We start from the raw sequence: 16,053 nt of genomic DNA, 5'->3' as shown, positions 1-16,053 counted from the left end.
TTGATATCAATCCAATCATTTTTTAGACAAAATACATATCTATCCCTGCATTCTGGAAAACCCCATGAGCACCTACAACCACTGGTTCATCCGCGCGCGCCTCAAGACGCGCCAACTGCTCCTGCTGGTGGCCTTGGCCGAGGAGGGCAACATCCACCGCGCGGCCCAGGTGCTCAGCATGACCCAGCCCGCGGCGTCCAAGCTGCTCAAGGATCTGGAGGATGTGCTGGAGGTCCCGCTGTTCGAGCGCCTGCCGCGGGGCATGCGGCCTACCTGGTACGGCGAGACCATGATCCGCCACGCCCGCATGGCCCTGGCCAGCCTGAACCAGGCGCACGACGAGATCGGCGCGCTCAAGACCGGGCATTACGGCCAGGTGGGCATCGGCGCCATCACGTCGCCCGGCCTGACCCTGTTGCCCGCAGCGGTGGCCCTGGTCAAGCAAGAGCACCCCACGCTGCGCATTTCCCTCGACATCGAGACCAGCCCGGTGCTGCTCGAGCGGCTGGACCAGGGCAAGCTCGACATCGTGATCGGCCGCCTGTTTGCCGAGCACGACAAGAGCAACCTGCGCTATGAATCGCTGACGGAAGAAATGGTGTGCGCCGTCACGCGCCCGGGCCACCCGTTGTCGAGCATGGGTGGGTTGACGCTGCGCGACGTGCTGTCGGCCAGCTGGATCGTGCCGCCCGCGGGCAGCGTGCTGCGGCACCGGTTTGACCTGATGTTCCAGCAAGACGGCCTGGCGCCGCCGATCCACACGGTGGAGACCTCGGCGCTGTTGTTCATCACGCGGATGCTGCAGCAGAGCGACATGATTGCGGTGCTGGGCGCAGATGTGTCCCACTACTACGCGGCGCATGGGATCGTGACTGTGTTGCCCCTGGAGATGCCTTGCCATATGGATGCGTTCGGGATCATCACGCGGTCGGACAGGCTGTTGTCGCCGGCTGCGAAGGTGATGATGAAGGCGTTGAAGCAGTCGAGTCTGGTGCAGTATGGGCGGAGGTTGGAGGCGGGGGATTGAGGGGTGATTTTTTGGATTGAAATGGGCTGTAGCGCTTTTCTGGTAAGCGCTGATAGCTATTGTTTTTGTAGTGAATGAATTGTGTCCTCGGGTTGGGGTTGGGGCTTGGCTCGTCGAAGGCTGGGCTCCACACCCAGCCGTTCGGGCTGAGCTTGTCGAAGCCTGGGCGTGCTGGTTTGAAAGGCGTGCTTGTTGTGAGGGCGGAGGCCGGGAGTCGCCCGGCGTGCGAGTAACTTTCTTTTGCGTCGCCAAAAGAAAGTCACCAAAGAAAAGGCGACCCCCAGTCTGCGACCCCTTCGCGTTGCGAAGGGGCAACCTGCGTCGGGGGCGGTTGCGGGGTGCGCCGTGGAACTCGCTTTACGCTGGCGCGCGCCGCTCGGACAGCCACGGCGAGCAGATAACGAGGCATGGGCGCTCCGACGCCCATGCTCACCCCGCAACCGCCCCGCCGCAGGCGCAGCCAGCAGGGGGTTGGGAGCCGAACAGCCAAACATCCGAACAGCCACACGGGCCATCGCGTTGCTCGGCCGCGCGGTCGCGGCGCAAAGCGCCCGCGTGTTGGGGCCGAGCGCAGCGCAGCGAAGCAATGGCCCGTAGGGATGTCCGCTCCCGGGTGCCCTTCAGGATGCGCCGAGGAGCGCAGGGCGCGGGGCGAGCGTGTGCCGCAGGACACACGCATCGTGAACTGACTCGCTGCGGCTGTCTGAGCGGAGCGCGTAGCGCGCAGCGAGTTCCGCAGCGCGCCCCGCGGCCGAGCACCGCAGGTTGCCCGCAGCGAAGCGAAGGGACGCAGCGTGTAGGGTCGCCTTTTCTTTGGTGACTTTCTTTTGGCGACCCAAAAGAAAGTTACTCGCACGCCGGGCGACTCCCGGCCTCCGCCCTTCAACCAGGCATGCGGTACAAACCAGCGAGCCTGCGAGCAGCGCCCAGGCTTCGACAGGCTCAACCCGAACCGAAGGGGGTTCGCAGTGCCCCGGTTTCGACAAGTTCAACCCGAACGGATTGAGAGTGCATATGGCTCCGGCTTAGACGTGCCTCAACCCGAGAGCGTCGAAAAGGCTATTGCCAGCTTGGCTCACAACGCCACAACCGCCAAAACCTAAACCCACCCCGCATCCACCTTGAACTCCTGCGCCGTACACATCGCCCCATCATCCGACGCCAAAAACAGCACCATGCGCGCAATGTCATGCGGCCGCAACTTGTCCGGCAAGCACTGGTTCCGTGCAATCTCCTCCTCGCCCTTCGCATCGAGCCACAGCTTGATCTGCCGCTCCGTCATCACCCAACCGGGCGACACGGTGTTGATGCGGATACGGTCTTGCCCCAGGGTTTTGGCCAACCCGCGTGTGAGGCCGTTCACCGACGACTTGGCAATCGCATAGCAGGGGTAGCCCGTGCCCTTGCCCTGCCAGCCGGTGGAGCCCAGGTTGATCACCGAGCCACCGCCCAGCTTGCGCATGCCGGGCACCACGGACTGGATGGCGAAGAAGGCCGGGCGCTCGTTGATCGCCATGCGCTCGTCGTAGTAGGCGGGGGTGACGGATTCCAGCGTGTGGCGGTCGTCGCTGGCCACGTTGTTCACCAGCACTGAAAAATCTCCCAGCTCGCTGCCCGCGTCGCGCACGCAGGCTTGCAGCGCCTCGATGTCCCGCACGTCGCAGGTGCGCCACCAGGGGCGGGGGTGGCCTGCGTCAGCCAGTTGCTGTGCCAGGGCCTCGCTGGCCTCGCGCGCCACGTCGACAAAGGCGACGCGTGCGCCTTGTTCGGCAAATGCCGACACGATGGCTGCGCCAATGCCGCTGCCGCCGCCCGTGACAAACACCGAGCGGCCGCGCAGGCTGGGGAACACCGACAGGCCCTGGGCTGGGACCACGCTGTCGGACGGTTGTGACGGAGAAACTGCAGAATGTGACATATCAATATTGGTATCGATTGATGATAAAAATATAAATTACAAGCATCAATTGGCGTTGATAAGATGCCGGGCGTCAAGACCCCTGCGACAGACAGGTGCAGAAACAACAACCGGAGACAGCATTGATCCCACTGGACATCCAACGCGCCGGGGCGTCTGCCGCGGCCTATTCCAAACCCGTCACGGGAGCTCCGCGGTGCGTACAAGCGCTGGGGTCCGAGCTGGGCGAGGGCCTGGTGTGGTCGGTGCGCGAACAGGCGCTGTACTGGGTCGACATCCTGGCTCGCCATCTGCACCGCTGGGACCCTGCCAGCGACAACTACCAGCGCTGGACTTTCGCCGAAGAGATCTCGGCCCTGGCCGAGCGGGCGCACGAGCCCGGGCTCTTCATCACCTTGCGCAGAGGCTTTGCCCTGTTCAACCCCGCCACCGACGACGAGCCGCGCTACCTGCACCAGCCCGAGCCCGAGCGAGCGGCCAACCGCTTCAACGATGGCAAGTGCGATGCCCAGGGGCGCTTCTGGGCGGGCTCGATGGACTTTGCCTGCGAGGCGCCCACCGGTGCGCTATACCGCTATGACCCCGACGGCCAGTGCACCCGCCACGACGACGGCTTTGCCGTGACCAACGGGCCTGCGTGGTCGCACGCCAGCGCGCCTGACGGCATGGGCGGATCGGACGCAGGCCAGGGCGTGGCCCTGTTCTTCAACGCCACCATCGAGGGCTGCACCTACCGCTACGACTTCGACCCCGCAGCTGGCACCGTCTCGAACAAAAGCGTGTGGAAGCAGTGGGCCGCCGAAGAAGGCCTGCCCGACGGCATGACCACGGATGCCGAGGGGCGGCTGTGGATTGCGCATTGGGGTGGCCACTGCGTGACCTGCCACGACCCCGTGACTGCCGCCGAACTCGGCCGCGTGACGCTGCCTGTGAGCCAGGTGACAACCTGTGCCTTTGGTGGGCCCGATCTGCGCACGCTGTTCATCACCTCGGCGCGCGTGGGCCTCACGCCCGCGCAGCTGGAGGCCGAGCCGCTGGCCGGCGCGCTGTTTGCCGTGTCGGTGGACAGCCCGGGCGTACCGGCCCATTTGTTTGGCGGTTGAGTTTTGCGGTGCAGGCGGGCGCTGCGGTCTTCGTGCTGCAGCTGCTTTGCAACGAGCGGTGCAGCTTTCGCGCGTGGAGCGCTTTACCCGTCGTGTCCCCTGTCACTTTCGCGCGCCTATGCCCCCGCGCCCTTGCGCCCGTTTTGCCGATTCACCACCACCTTTCAAAGAAAGCGTTCCTTCCCATGACCGAGGCTTCTCATCCCATCGTCTGGCTCCATCATGCCGGCCAACACCTGGGGCTTGTCCCCTCTCTGGGCGGCAGCGTCGCGGCCTGGCAGGTGGACGGCCCCGGCGGTGCAGATGCGCCCATCGATCTGTGGCGGCCCTGGGACGGCGAAACGGTGGACTTGTACAAGCTGGCCTCGTTTGCGATGGTGCCGTGGTCCAACCGCATCAGCGGCGGCGGCTTCTCGCACAACGGGCAGTTCCACGCCATGGAGCCCAACCGCGCGGGCGAGCCGTACCCGATCCACGGCGACGGCTGGCTGCAGCCCTGGGACATCCGCCAGAGCGCCAGCGACACGCTGGAGATGGCGCTGCGCTCCCAATGTTTTGGCGGCGGCCCGTACGACTACGAGTGCGTGCAGACCTTTCGCCTGGTGAACGGTGGCCTGGATCAGAGCGTGAAGGTGGTGCACCGTGGTGCGCAGCCGCTGCCGTACGGCCTGGGGCTGCACCCCTGGTTCCCGCGCACACCCGGCACACGCGTCACGGCGCCCGTGCAGGCGGTCTGGCTCTGCGGGGACGACCCGCTGCCCACCGAACACACCACCCAGTTCCCGCCGGGCTGGGACCTCAATGCCGGGGCGTCTGCCCACGGCAGCCTGATCGACAACGCCTACACCGGCTGGGGCGGCACGGCCCGCATCGAATGGCCCGAGCGGGGCTTGCAGCTCATTGCGAACATGCCCGACTTTGAACAGGACGGCGGCGCTGCCCACCACTACTGTCTGATCTACCGCCCGCCCCAGGGCCCGGCGTTTTGCTTTGAGCCCATTACCCAGCCCATCGACGCGTTCAACCAGCCCGGGCAACCGGGTCTGCGCACGCTGGCGCAGGGCGAAAGTCTGGTGATGCGGGTGCAATGGCGCTTCGGGCCGCTGGACAGGGAAAGCAGTATTGGCGGCTGAGGGCGCAAGCTCAGGGAGTCGTTCACTCGAAGGCACCCGGTGGCTGCGCGCCCGTTCAGAAGCCACCTTCGCAGTGGCCACGGTCAGGGTGCTCGCAGGGTAGCTCGCTCGAAAGTGCGCGGGCCATCCCTCGGCTCAACAGGCAACGGCAACGATTGCACTGCTGAGCAGCCAGGGCTCACGGCCCACAGCTCACAGGCCACGGTTCAAGGCTCAAAAGCTCACAGAGCAGGCTTAGGCTCGTGCGTCTGGTAGCCCGATGGCCGGCGCGCGGCAGTCAGCCGGTCGCGCAGTTGATCTGAAGCACTATTAAGTTCGCAACCCAGCAACCCAGCAACCCAGCAACCCAGCAGCTCAGCAGCTCAGCAGCTCAGCAGCTCGCCAGCTCGCCAGCTCGCCAGCTCGCCAGCGTTATGACGCTGCAGCTGGCATCGCACCGTGCTGGGCCGCCGCGTGTTGGGCAGCCTGTTGCGCGGCCAATTCCTTGTCCAGCGCGCGAGCCCGTTGCACCGCCTCGCGCTCGCCAAACCGCTGCAGATAGCGTGTCAACGCGGGCGTCTCGGGGATGAGCTTGAAGGCGGAGATCCAGCTCAAGGCGCTGCCCCACAACACGTCGGCAGCGGTGTACCGCTCGCCCAGCCACCACGGGCTCGCCTGCTCCAGCTGGGCATTCACCACACGCATCACGCTGTCATAGTCACCATAGGGCGACGCCACGGGGGAGCCGCTGTCGCGGTTCATGGATTTGTCGACCACCGCGGGCTCGAAACACGAGCCATAGAACACCATCCAGCGCAGGTAGGCGCCGCGCAGCGGGTCGCCCACTGCGGGCGAAAGGGCACGCTCGGGGTACAGCTCGGCCAGGTACATGTGCACTGCAGCCTGCTCGGACACCAGCGTGTCGCCGTGGCGCAGCGCTGGCACCTTGCCCATGGGGTTGATGGCCAGGTAGTCCGGCTGCCGTTGCTCGCCGGCCTTGAAGCTGAGCACGTGCAGATCGTGCTCGGCCTGCAGTTCTTCGACAAGGATGCGCGCGCCTGCGGAGCGGCTGTTGGGGGCGTGGAAGAAGGTGAGGTGGCGGTGGGAGGGCATGGGAGATGGGCTGCGTAAGGATGGGCGTTGCGATGAAAAAATGCGATGCCCAGCGTGGGCACTGCGAGCCGCAGGCGCGGTGACGGCGAAGGCGGCAGCGGCCGGGGACCTCAGGCCAGCCGCACCTCGAAGTACGCGCCATCGGCCTCGCCCAGGTCCCGAAAGCCTGCCTGCTTGGCGGCCACGCTGGCACGGCCCCAGTGTTTGAGCAGGGTCAGGTCGCCGGGGGACACCACCTCGGGAGGCGAGTCTTCCAGGCTTGACATCGTGTCCAGGGCGGCGGCCACTTGCTCCGGGCCGCCGAGTTGCTTTTCCAGTTCACGACCGTAACGCTTTTCGGCCGCAGCGCGGTGTTGCGCCGGGAGTTCTTCGGGATAGTCGCGCAGGCTGACGGTGTAGGTGGCTTCGATGGTGTCCATGGCAGGCTCCTGTGTTGAAAGGCTGTATAAATATACAGTTTTTCGGTCGAACGCGCATGCTCGATATCACCAAGCCGTGACTTTTTTGGGGGCGTGCCATTGTCTGCTGCCCACGGCGTGGCCAGGCGCGATGGCGGCAGTGGTCGGTACGGGGCTGTGCCCAGCAGAACCGGGGACAAACGGCAGATTGGAAGCACTGCCTATCGGTGAATTTGAATTGAAATTGGCGTCTAGCGCTTATTCCGTAAGCGCATGTTGCTACTAAATAAGTAGCAATTGGACGGCAACCACGGGTGCAAAGGACCACTCCCTTGTCCCCTCGCATGGATCACTGAAGACTCCTCGCAAGGTACATCGCCAGCCCACTGGCGGCAGCAGGGCGTGAGCACGCCCCGCCGAGCAGCGCTTTTATCGAGCCCGCGCCGCCGTCTTCTTGGCCTTGCCGGCGTTGAGCGCCACCGCCGCCCGGATCAGCGCCTTGAAGGCCTGCGCATCGATCTCGCCGCCCTCATGGATATCGATCGCCCGCCGCACATTGCCGTCCAGGCTGGCGTTGAAAAGCTGCGCCGGGTCGGGCAGCGCTGCACCGTGGGCAAAGGTGAGCTTCACGGCCGATTTGTACGACTCACCGGTGCACAAAATGCCGCCCAGCGACCACACCGGCGTGCCTTTCCACTTCCACTCTTCGACCACGCCGGGCGCCGCTTCATGGATGAGTTGGCGCACCCGGCTGAGTGCCTGCCCGCGCCAGTCGTTGAGGTCGGCAATCCGCTGGTCGATGAGCTCGGACGCGGCCGCGCTCGCGGTAGTGGTGGTGGGGGTGTTGGCCATGGGGCGGTGGTCTCCTCAAGTGGTGGGCGTCGCGGGGGGCGGGTTTGGAGGGGCGTGGGGGGCGTGGGGGGGCAGGCCGGTGCTGGGGCGTTCAGCGCAAAGCCTGTTGGGGTGGGGCCTGCAACAAGGCTGCCAGCCGGTCCAGGTTCTGCTCGTTGGCTGGGCCGACGACGCTGCGCACCTTGGCTGCGAGCTCGGCGCTTTCAAACGCTTGTGCCCAGGTCAGGCGCGTGTGGCCGTCGCCGTGCGGCGCCAGACCCACCGTCAAGGTGAACCATGGCGCGACGACGTGTTCGATCACGATGCGCACCGCGGGCACGATCTCGCGGAACAGGCTTTCATTGGGATAGTTCGCGCCGTTGGGCCCGTGCATCACAAACACCCAGCGGCCCCCGGGAGTGAACTCGAACTGCTCGAAGGTGTTGGTGAAGCCCTGCGGCCCCCACCACTGGGCCAACTGCCCAGGTTGCTCGAAGGCTGCGAAGACTTGCTGCGGCATGGCGTGCAGCACGCGTTCGGTGGTCAGGGTGGCGTCGGGAAGGCTCGGCACGGGCGATGAGGGCATGGGCTGTTGGGATGCGAGGGAGTGGGGGCAGCGCACCTCGGCGCATCGTGGCTTGTAGGGTGCGTGGCGAAGCGAGAGTCTGCCGGGCCGGGACCCTCGGCGCAAGGCCGGCGCCGGAAAACGCCGCCTCGGTTGACCAGGCAGGCATGGCGACGGGGGCCGAGTGGAGTGCGCAGCTGCGTGGAGTGGCAATGGCCGACCGCCCCAATGGTCAGCGGCGCGGACTTGCGCGCGGGCTGAGAGTGCTTTGGTGGCGCTTGAGCGCTATTCCAAGCTGCGGTGCTGCGTGACCGAGGATGCAGCTAGCAGCTAGCAGCTAGCAGCTAGCAGGGAGCAGGGAACAGGGAGCGGAGGACGCTTGCATCCGACGCACAGCCGTAAAGACGAAAAATTGAAGCTAAACTGGCCTCCAGCGCTTCATTGGCAAGGTCTTGCAGCTATTGAAAAAGTAGCAAATGCTGCTAAGGAGCCCAGCCCAGCCCAGCCCAGCCCAGCCCAGCCCAGCCCAGCCCAGCCCAGCCCAGCCCAGGCCGAAGCCGAAGCCGAAGCCGAAGCCGAAGCCGAGCGGCCCATCTCGCAGTCCGTAGCCGCTTCGTTCCGACACCGCTAAGGCGCCCTGGGACGTGTGCTCTGCGCTACCGCACTGTCCCGCTCCAGTTGCTCGTCCACCAGATCCTGCTCCGCAGGGTCCGTCTTCGCCGCGTGTTCTGCGTTCGGTGATTGCGCCGGCGCCTGCAGCGGCTGCTGTCCGGCAGGAAAAGGCCAGGTCGAGTGGGGGTTTCGCGGTGTCTTGTTCATTGGAAATCCTGATGCCTGCGTCCGTCGCAGGCGGTGTGCGGCTTGCCCGGGTTCACAGCGTCAGCGGCGCTCCTGGCCCTTGGGGATAGCGCCGTCCGGCCCTGCGGCGTCGCCCGGCGGGTGCTGCTTGTCGATGCTGTCCGTGTTGTCCCCAGGCTGCACGTCGCCCGCGTGCAGGGGCGGCTTCACGATGCCTTGGGCGGCCAGGTGCTCCCGGGGGCTGGGCGCCACATTGGGGCCATCCGGAATGTCGATCTTTCCGGCCAACACCTGCGCCGATTCCTGCATCACGTCCTTGTTCGTCTTTTCCACGGTGGCTCCTGTCGGTTTCATGCTCGTCGGATCGTTCGTCGTGCGGTTCCCCACGCACGCGCGGTTTAGCGCGTGGTGGGGCTGGCGCCGCGACTACTTGTTATGGGCCTTCTTGAACCCTTCGGCGTGCTCCCGGTGCGCCTTCAGCGTGGGCAGCGTCTTGGCGGCAAACGCCTTCACCTGGGCGTCGTCGGCATCGGTGCTGGCTTTCTCAAACAGCTTGATGTCGTGCTTGTGGTCGTCCACGCCGACTTCGTCAACAAACTCCTTGTCGAAGTCCTTGGCCTGGGCGATCTTGTCCAGGCGCTTTTTCTTGTCTGCAGGCACGGCGGTGGGCAGGGTCACGCCCTTGCTGCTGGCCAGCGCTTTCAGTTCTTCATTGGCCGTGGTGTGGTCCTTGATGAGCATGGCACCGAAGGACTTGACGCTGGGGCTGCGCCCCTTGTCCTGCGCCAGCGTGCCGGCCTGCACTTCATACAGGCCCCCTGCAGCGGCCTTGGTCATGAATTCCTGGTCCTTTTTGCTGGCCTGTGCGTGAGCGCTGAGCGACAGCGCCAGACCACAGGCAGCCAATACAAGTGCGGATAATTTTTTCATGTTCACTCCTTCAGAAAGAGAGGTTTTAGAGGTGATGGGATTGCCGTCCGGCGCAACGGCCGGGCCGCGGGTTGGCGACAGTGCGGACGTCAAACCGCGCCATCGAGAAATCTACGGACGCCCTGCCGTCTGGTGCTCGGTGTGGTGCGTGAGCCCGTGCTGGCCTTCTTCGCGCCGCACCACTTCGCCGGTGCTGACGATGCGGTAGGTGGAGTCGCCGACCTGGTCAACCGCGCCGCCGCCCTGCAGCTGGTAGTGCGGGCCGCCGTCGGACCACTGCAGGCCTTGAAGGTCGTTCTCCAGGGCCCGGGCTTTGAGCTTTTCGATCACGACCTGTTGCCCCGCGCTGTCGCGTGCGGTAAACCGCTCCGCAATATCGGCTGCGGCGCCCGCGGTCGTGGGTGGCGCACTGTCAGCGGGTTGCATTGCCAGTGCTGCTGTTGGGGGTGCTGTTGGTCGAGCCCGACGTTGTGCCGGTGCCACCCGGTACGGCGCTGCCGTTGTTGGTGGACGGCGTGCCGCTGGAGGCGCCGGATGAACCGGTACCCGGCGTACCGGGCCCCGATGTGGAACCACTGCCCGTCGACGTGCTGCCCGTGCCCGCGCCAGAGATGCCGGTGCCCGTCCCGGTGCCGGTGGTGCCGCCCGCGCCAATACCCGAGGTGCCGGTTCCGGAGGTGCCCGCCCCCGTGGCCGATGTGCCGGTGCCGGAAGTCCCCGTGGCGCTGCTGCCGGAGGTGTCGCCCACGGAGCTGGACGTGCCCATGGAGCTTGCGCCCCCGCTGCCCGTGCTGCTGCCGGTGGTCGCCGCCCCGGGTGCGCCGGTGCCCGCGGCGGGCGACTGCGTCTCGGCACCGGAGCTGGGCTTGGGCGCCTTGTTGCGGTCGCAGGCCGAGAGCGCCAGCGCGGCGCCCACGATCAGTGGCAGGGCGATCATCTTGCAGCCTGCAATTTTGGTGAATGTGTTGGAAGTCATGGTGGTCTCCTGGGTTGTGATCGAAGGACTGGGGTGGAAGGACGCGGGGTGTCGGCTAAGGACAGAAGGGGCGGGCCAGCGTTCAAGCCACGCGCTTGAAGGCTTCTGCGCCGCGGGTGAGCTCGGTGCCGGGCGCCCAGGTCCAGGTCGCTGACACGTTGGTGGATGGCGAGCCGGCTGCGTTGACCACGCTGCGGTACGCCAGCGACGTTTCGCCTTCCTGGGCCTGGTCCACAAACTGGGTTCCGTCTTTGCGCAGCTGGGTTTCGGTTTCCACCACGTGTCGCACAAACCCGCGTTGGCTCTGGAACTCGATGAAGCGTGGCAGCAGGCCATCGCCCAGTACCTCGGCGGGATCGCGCCGCTCCAGATCCTTGAAGAGCTGCAGCGCCACTTGCAGATGGCCCAGCTCATAATCCAGAAAACGCTCCCAGATCGCGCGGATGCGCGGATTGGTTTCCTGCGCGGCGCAGCCGGCGTAGTTCCACACTTCGCAAGCCTCGCTGACGAGCAGTTTTTCAAGCGGTGTTTCGTGTGGGTTGAGCATCGAGCCGTAATGGACGATGTGCTGCGACTCCACCGAGGCGATCTCGGCATAGAGCTGGCGGGCCACCGGGTCTGCAAACAGCGGGCCGATGTTCATGTAGTAGTCGTGCGTCTGGTACTCGCCCCCGGTGAGTGTCAGCGCATGGAGCTTGGTAGCCAGCGCAGCACCGGGCCCGTAGGGCTCCAGCAGGTCGTGCTCGGGCGCGCGGTGGTGCTCCGACGTGGGCCGCGCGGGCACGATGTCGGTGTAGCCCTGCGTGATGTTGTTCGCGTCCTTGCCCTCCAGCCGGTCGAGCAATGCGCTGTAGCGGTACAGGTGGTCAAAGTCTTCCAGCAGCGCATATCGGTAGCCCTGGGCCAGGTACGGATCGGGCTCCAGCTGCGCAACGCAGGCAGTAACTTCGATGGCGGTCTGCTCGTAGCCGATGGTGGTCTCCAGCGGCGAGTGGTCGGCGCCGATGAGCCAGTTGATGGTGGTGGCCTGGTGTTGCTCCACCCGCATCAGCTGGGCCAGCTGCACGCGCGCGTCGGCGTTGCAGCGCAGGGCCACCTGCTTGGTCCGCAGCGAATCGAGCTCCAGCCCGTTCATCAGAATGGCGCGCACGCGGGTAAAGGCGTCGTCGTCAAGCTTGCTGATGGGCTTGCCCACCATGTCTTTCCATGACATGCCTTGGCGGCTGAGCGGCACGCCCTTGTCTTGCAGCAAATTGATGGTCATCCGTGTCTCCTCGGGGGTTACGCCGCCACAGTGGCAAATGGGGCGGTCACCAGTGCGGTGAACCAGGTGTTGACGATGACGAGGTGTTCTTCTTCCTCGGCCTTGGCGCGCTGGAACTTCTCGGCAATGTCGGTCTCGCCGGCTTCTTCTGCCAGCGTGATGAGCAGCTCCCAGCCGGCGTTGTCCGTCAGCTCGGCAATCAGCATCGCGTTGAGGGCCTGGGCAAATGTGGTGCGTGGGTCGGTCACCACCTGCATCAGGCCCATCGACGCCACACCGGTCACATCGGCGCAGGGCGTTTGTGCGGTGGGGTCGCCGCCCAGCGAGGTCATCACCTCGCTGAGCAGCAGAAAATGTTCGTGCTCTTCGGCGCGGATGCGCTCCAGGGTCGACGCTACGTCGGCGGCGCCGGCATCAAGTGGCATGGGCAGCTCAGGCATTTCGCCGCCTTCAACCAGGGTTTCATACTTGACGATCAGCGCGTCGTACAGGCGGGTTCCAGAGCGCTCGAAAGCCAGGCGTTCGCCGATCTTGTCCATCAGCACCTCGGGGCGTTCGCCCACGAGCTTGTCAAAGCCCGACTTGAGCATGCCGTGGATGGTGACTGGCGGTGGAATCGAGCCCACAGAGTCCGCCTCGATAACGTAGAGACTGCGCTCGGAGTCGGCCAGTGTGGTGTCGATGGGTTCAGCGGGAGCCCAACGCTCGTTGGCTTCCAGCATGGCGCGCACACCTTCTTCAGCAGTGGCTGCTCCGGTGCGGTTCTGTCCGGTGGTAGTAGGTTGCATGACAAGGTCCTTTGAGTGGGGGCCTTGACTCTCCGGCGCAAAAATCGCGTTTTTTGTAGGACCAAGTCTCTCCAGCAAGTAGTTGCCAGCAACCGCTGCCAGGGCCGGGGCGTCAATCATCGGCGCAGCGGTGGCCCAACCGCCTTAGCGCTTCCTGTCGTCGATTTCGCCAATGACGGCTTGGCCCGCGCGTGACGAAGGCTTGTGCTCAGGGCGTTCTTCGATCGCGCCGCGGCGGTGCCCGGAAGAGTCCACCGCGTCTGCGGGGCCCACCACGGGCTGCTCACCGCCTGGGCGGTTGGAGTACACGTCCACTGCCGTGGCGTCTTCGTCCTTCATGCCGTATTGGTTGTAGTCAGGTGGGGTGCGTTTTTCGGTCATGGTGTTGCTCCGTATCAAAAAAAGTAGACCGTCTGGTCGGATGGATGCGCCCCCGTTTGGTGAACTCAAACATGGGTTACCGGTTGTCGGTCGGGGGCGAACTCAGTCTCTGCCACGAGCCATGCGGTGCATGTGAGCAGACCCGTTCTGGCGTTGTAGGAGGCCTTCTGAGGCGGCCCGCAGGCAGGCCGCTTTGCCGGCGCAAAACGGTCACGCCTGCAGCCACCCGTCCTACGTGGCGGGGACGTTTGCCTCGCTAGCTTTAAACAGTCCAGCTGCCTCCAACACAACACATATTGAGACGCCATGTCCACTCAATCTCGCACCAATCCCGTCTCCGCCCACGCCTCCGATGCTTCGCGCAAGCCTTTCGAAGTGGATGACCTGTACCTGCATTTCAAAATCAACGAACTGGAAGGCTCGCCCACTCAGGAATGCGTGGCGTGCACCATCCAATCGGTCGACCGCGACAACGACACCTACCGCACCAAACTCTGGACCTTTCCGCTGGCCGCCCCTGCGGGCACGGCCGGCACCCAAATCACTCAGGGTACGGGCAACGACCACTCACCCCATTGGTCGCCCGACGGTCACCAGCTGGCCTTTGTCTCCGACCGCAATGGCGACGCCCAGATCTACCTGCTGGGCATGCGCGCGGCCAAGGATGGCAGCGCCAGCGGCGGCGAGACGCGACAGCTAAGCCACCTGCTGGGCGGCGTGACCAGCCTGCGCTGGATGCCCGGCGGCCAATCGCTGGTGGCCACATCAGCGGTAGCGGTGGACCCCAATCTGCGCGGGGCGCGCGCCACAGAGCCGGCGGCCCCGCGCAAGAGCACCGCGGCCGAGGTGGCGTGGAAGCTGCCCTACAAAGCCGATGGCGTGGGCTACCTGCTCGCGCGCGAGATCCACCTGTTCAAGATCGATGCGACCACGGGCGATGGCACCCAGCTGACCCAGGGCTCCTTCGACGTGCTGGCGCACACCGTCTCGCACGACGGCCAGCGGATCGCCTACATCCGCACCCGCGACGGCCGCTTTGCCCATGAGACCGATCTGTGGACTTGCACGGCCGATGGCGAGAACCATGTGTGCGTGGTGGGAACCCATGCCCACACGATGCAGCCCATGTGGTCGCCTTCGGGACGCTGCATCGCGTTCACCGGGGCGGTGCTGGCGGGCGATGCTGAGGTGCGGCTCTGGGTGTACGACACCACCACCGGCAAGACGCGCCAGATTGGCAATGTGGAAGTGGCGGACCCGATGTCGGTGCATTGGAAGGACGACAACACGATCGTGTTCTTGCGCGCACACCGCGGCCGCCATGAGGTTGCGCGCATCACCCTGGACGGAGAACTCAAGGTGCTGCTCGGCGGTGACCACCAGATCGGAGCTTTCGGCTGGACCGCCAAACACTTCGCCATGGCCCTCCACCATCCCGCGCAGCCGTGTGAGCTGCACGTGTGTGGTGGTGAGGACTGCAACAACAGCCTGCACCAGGTCAGCGACCTGAACCCCTGGTGGAAGGAGCGCACGGCCCTAGAGGCCGATGCGGTGTCTTTTCAGGTGCCCGGCGAGGACGGCGAGACCGAGCAGATCGAAGGCTGGCTTATCCGTGCCAAGGGCACGACCGGACCGGTCCCGCTGGTCAACGACATCCACGGCGGCCCGGCCGCCTACGCGTTGCTGGACTTCGACACCACCGTGTACTGGCAGGTGCTGTGTTCGCAGGGGTGGGGCGTGCTGGCGCTGAACGCGGTGGGCTCCGCGAGCTTCGGGCACGACTTCAGCCACAGGCTCGAAGGCCAATGGGGCACGCGCGACATGCCCCAGCATCTGGCCGCCATTGCCTCGCTGCAGGCCGACGGCGTGTGCGACGACCGCCTGGCCGTTTGCGGAAAGTCCTATGGCGGCTACCTCACCGCCTGGGCCATCGGCCACACCGACATCTTCAAGGCGGCCGTGGTGATGGCGCCCGTGGGCAACATCGAGACGCATTACGGCACGTCAGACGGCGGCTACTACGCCGACCCGTTCTACATGGCCACCGCGCCCCGCTTTGACCGCGAAAAGGCGCGCAGCCTGTCGCCGCTGCAGTACATCGAAAAAGCCAGCACGCCCACGCTGTTCATGCAGGGCAAAGACGACGAACGCTGCCCCAAGTGCCAGTCCGAAGAGCTGTTTGTGAGCTTCATGCGCGCCAGCGAATCGCCGGCCGAACTGGTGCTGTACCCCGAAGAAGGCCACGGCTTTCTGGGCGAAGGCGCGCCAGCCTGCCGGGCCGATGCGTCGCAGCGCATCGTCGATTGGGTGTCGCAGCACGTGCTGTCGGCGCCAGCCAGTGGCAGCAACAGCGCAGAGCCCGTGGCCGAGTCGACCGCGCGGCAAGAAGAGGAGACCGATGAAACCGTATGACGACAAGGCGGGCGGCACTGACGATTCTCCTGCCGCTTCGCCTGCCTCAACACCCGCAGCCACTGCTGCTAGTTCGCCGCGGGGGAGCGGTGCCCGCGGGCGCGATCCCTTGCGCGGGCTGGCTGATGCCGGACCGGACGCATCGGCCGAGGGCGCGCCAAAACTGTCGCTGTGGACGCGGATCAAGCGGGCGTTCCAGTACGGGAGCCAGGGTGGCGAGCGAGGGTGACCGCCTGATCGTGAGTGCTCTGCCCGTTGAATTTCGAGCCAAAAGTGCCGCCAGCGCTTGATGTACAAGCGCTGGAAGCTATTGAAAAGTGAGCATACGCTCCCTAGCGCTGATGCACAGGCAACGGCCCGCGACTTGTGCCGGTGAGTGACGCGCTGACGCGAACAGCCCGCTGCGAGTGCAGTTCGTGGTCTGCGCGATACCCACA

16 protein-coding genes are annotated in these 16,053 nt (G+C 65.5%); 4 read left to right on the top strand and 12 right to left on the bottom strand.

The genetic code is table 11. From position 1 onward, the window contains the following. Positions 1-64 precede the first annotated feature (64 nt). A complete protein-coding gene (locus ACSQ3Q_RS14595) occupies positions 65-1,027 on the top strand; it encodes a LysR family transcriptional regulator (protein WP_057223924.1) in 963 nt (320 codons plus the stop codon). A 1,099-nt stretch (positions 1,028-2,126) separates the two neighbouring features. Here ACSQ3Q_RS14595 and ACSQ3Q_RS14590 read toward each other — a convergent pair. Further along, on the bottom strand, positions 2,127-2,945 hold the full coding sequence (locus ACSQ3Q_RS14590) for an SDR family NAD(P)-dependent oxidoreductase (protein ID WP_436135080.1): 819 nt from the start codon (positions 2,943-2,945) through the stop codon (positions 2,127-2,129). 131 nt (positions 2,946-3,076) lie between these two features. On the opposite strand from ACSQ3Q_RS14590, the gene ACSQ3Q_RS14585 reads away from it, so the two are divergent. Beyond that, complete coding sequence (locus ACSQ3Q_RS14585) at positions 3,077-4,048, top strand: SMP-30/gluconolactonase/LRE family protein (protein WP_436137004.1); 972 nt, start codon at positions 3,077-3,079, stop codon at positions 4,046-4,048. A gap of 185 nt (positions 4,049-4,233) precedes the next feature. Next, positions 4,234-5,181: an aldose 1-epimerase gene (locus ACSQ3Q_RS14580; protein WP_436135079.1), complete on the top strand. Its 948-nt coding sequence runs from the start codon at positions 4,234-4,236 to the stop codon at positions 5,179-5,181. Positions 5,182-5,592: 411 nt separating this feature from the next. On the opposite strand, the gene ACSQ3Q_RS14575 is transcribed toward ACSQ3Q_RS14580, so the two are convergent. The 11 genes from ACSQ3Q_RS14575 to ACSQ3Q_RS14525 all read right to left on the bottom strand — a co-directional run bounded on the left by ACSQ3Q_RS14575 (position 5,593) and on the right by ACSQ3Q_RS14525 (position 13,204). Then, on the bottom strand, positions 5,593-6,273 hold the full coding sequence (locus tag ACSQ3Q_RS14575; protein WP_436135078.1) for a glutathione S-transferase family protein: 681 nt from the start codon (positions 6,271-6,273) through the stop codon (positions 5,593-5,595). Positions 6,274-6,383: 110 nt separating this feature from the next. Continuing rightward, on the bottom strand, positions 6,384-6,692 hold the full coding sequence (locus ACSQ3Q_RS14570) for a hypothetical protein (RefSeq protein ID WP_436135077.1): 309 nt from the start codon (positions 6,690-6,692) through the stop codon (positions 6,384-6,386). Positions 6,693-7,100: 408 nt separating this feature from the next. Continuing rightward, complete coding sequence (locus tag ACSQ3Q_RS14565; protein WP_436135076.1) at positions 7,101-7,523, bottom strand: DUF1801 domain-containing protein; 423 nt, start codon at positions 7,521-7,523, stop codon at positions 7,101-7,103. A gap of 91 nt (positions 7,524-7,614) precedes the next feature. Then, entirely contained in the window at positions 7,615-8,088 is a 474-nt protein-coding gene (locus tag ACSQ3Q_RS14560) for an SRPBCC domain-containing protein (protein ID WP_436135075.1), read from the bottom strand. An 858-nt stretch (positions 8,089-8,946) separates the two neighbouring features. Then, positions 8,947-9,198, bottom strand: a complete 252-nt coding sequence (locus ACSQ3Q_RS14555; protein WP_436135074.1) for a hypothetical protein — start codon at positions 9,196-9,198, stop codon at positions 8,947-8,949. Positions 9,199-9,291: 93 nt separating this feature from the next. Continuing rightward, entirely contained in the window at positions 9,292-9,795 is a 504-nt protein-coding gene (locus tag ACSQ3Q_RS14550; RefSeq protein WP_436135073.1) for a DUF4142 domain-containing protein, read from the bottom strand. A gap of 111 nt (positions 9,796-9,906) precedes the next feature. After that, positions 9,907-10,221, bottom strand: a complete 315-nt coding sequence (locus ACSQ3Q_RS14545) for a hypothetical protein (protein WP_436135072.1) — start codon at positions 10,219-10,221, stop codon at positions 9,907-9,909. Continuing rightward, positions 10,208-10,771 carry a hypothetical protein gene (locus ACSQ3Q_RS14540; protein WP_436135071.1) on the bottom strand — a complete coding sequence of 188 codons (564 nt, stop codon included), beginning with the start codon at positions 10,769-10,771 and terminating at the stop codon, positions 10,208-10,210. Before ACSQ3Q_RS14540 ends, ACSQ3Q_RS14545 begins: the two co-directional genes overlap by 14 nt. 82 nt (positions 10,772-10,853) lie before the next feature. Beyond that, positions 10,854-12,035: a hypothetical protein gene (locus ACSQ3Q_RS14535; protein WP_436135070.1), complete on the bottom strand. Its 1,182-nt coding sequence runs from the start codon at positions 12,033-12,035 to the stop codon at positions 10,854-10,856. Positions 12,036-12,052: 17 nt separating this feature from the next. Beyond that, complete coding sequence (locus ACSQ3Q_RS14530) at positions 12,053-12,823, bottom strand: ferritin-like domain-containing protein (protein ID WP_436135069.1); 771 nt, start codon at positions 12,821-12,823, stop codon at positions 12,053-12,055. 144 nt (positions 12,824-12,967) lie between these two features. After that, positions 12,968-13,204 (bottom strand): hypothetical protein, encoded by a 237-nt coding sequence (locus tag ACSQ3Q_RS14525; RefSeq protein WP_436135068.1) that lies wholly within the window; start codon positions 13,202-13,204, stop codon positions 12,968-12,970. Between the two features lie 306 nt (positions 13,205-13,510). Here ACSQ3Q_RS14525 and ACSQ3Q_RS14520 point away from each other — a divergent pair, with 306 nt between their 5' ends. Then, the gene (locus ACSQ3Q_RS14520) at positions 13,511-15,616 is read left to right on the top strand and encodes a S9 family peptidase (RefSeq protein ID WP_436135067.1); all 2,106 of its coding nucleotides are present in this window, start codon (positions 13,511-13,513) and stop codon (positions 15,614-15,616) included. Positions 15,617-16,053 lie beyond the last annotated feature (437 nt).

Source organism: Acidovorax sp. LjRoot129 (assembly GCF_964253765.1).
In the GTDB taxonomy this organism is placed as follows: Bacteria; Pseudomonadota; Gammaproteobacteria; order Burkholderiales; family Burkholderiaceae_C; genus Acidovorax.
Note: the sequence above shows the minus strand (reverse complement) of the source record. Positions and strands in the feature narration are given on the sequence as shown.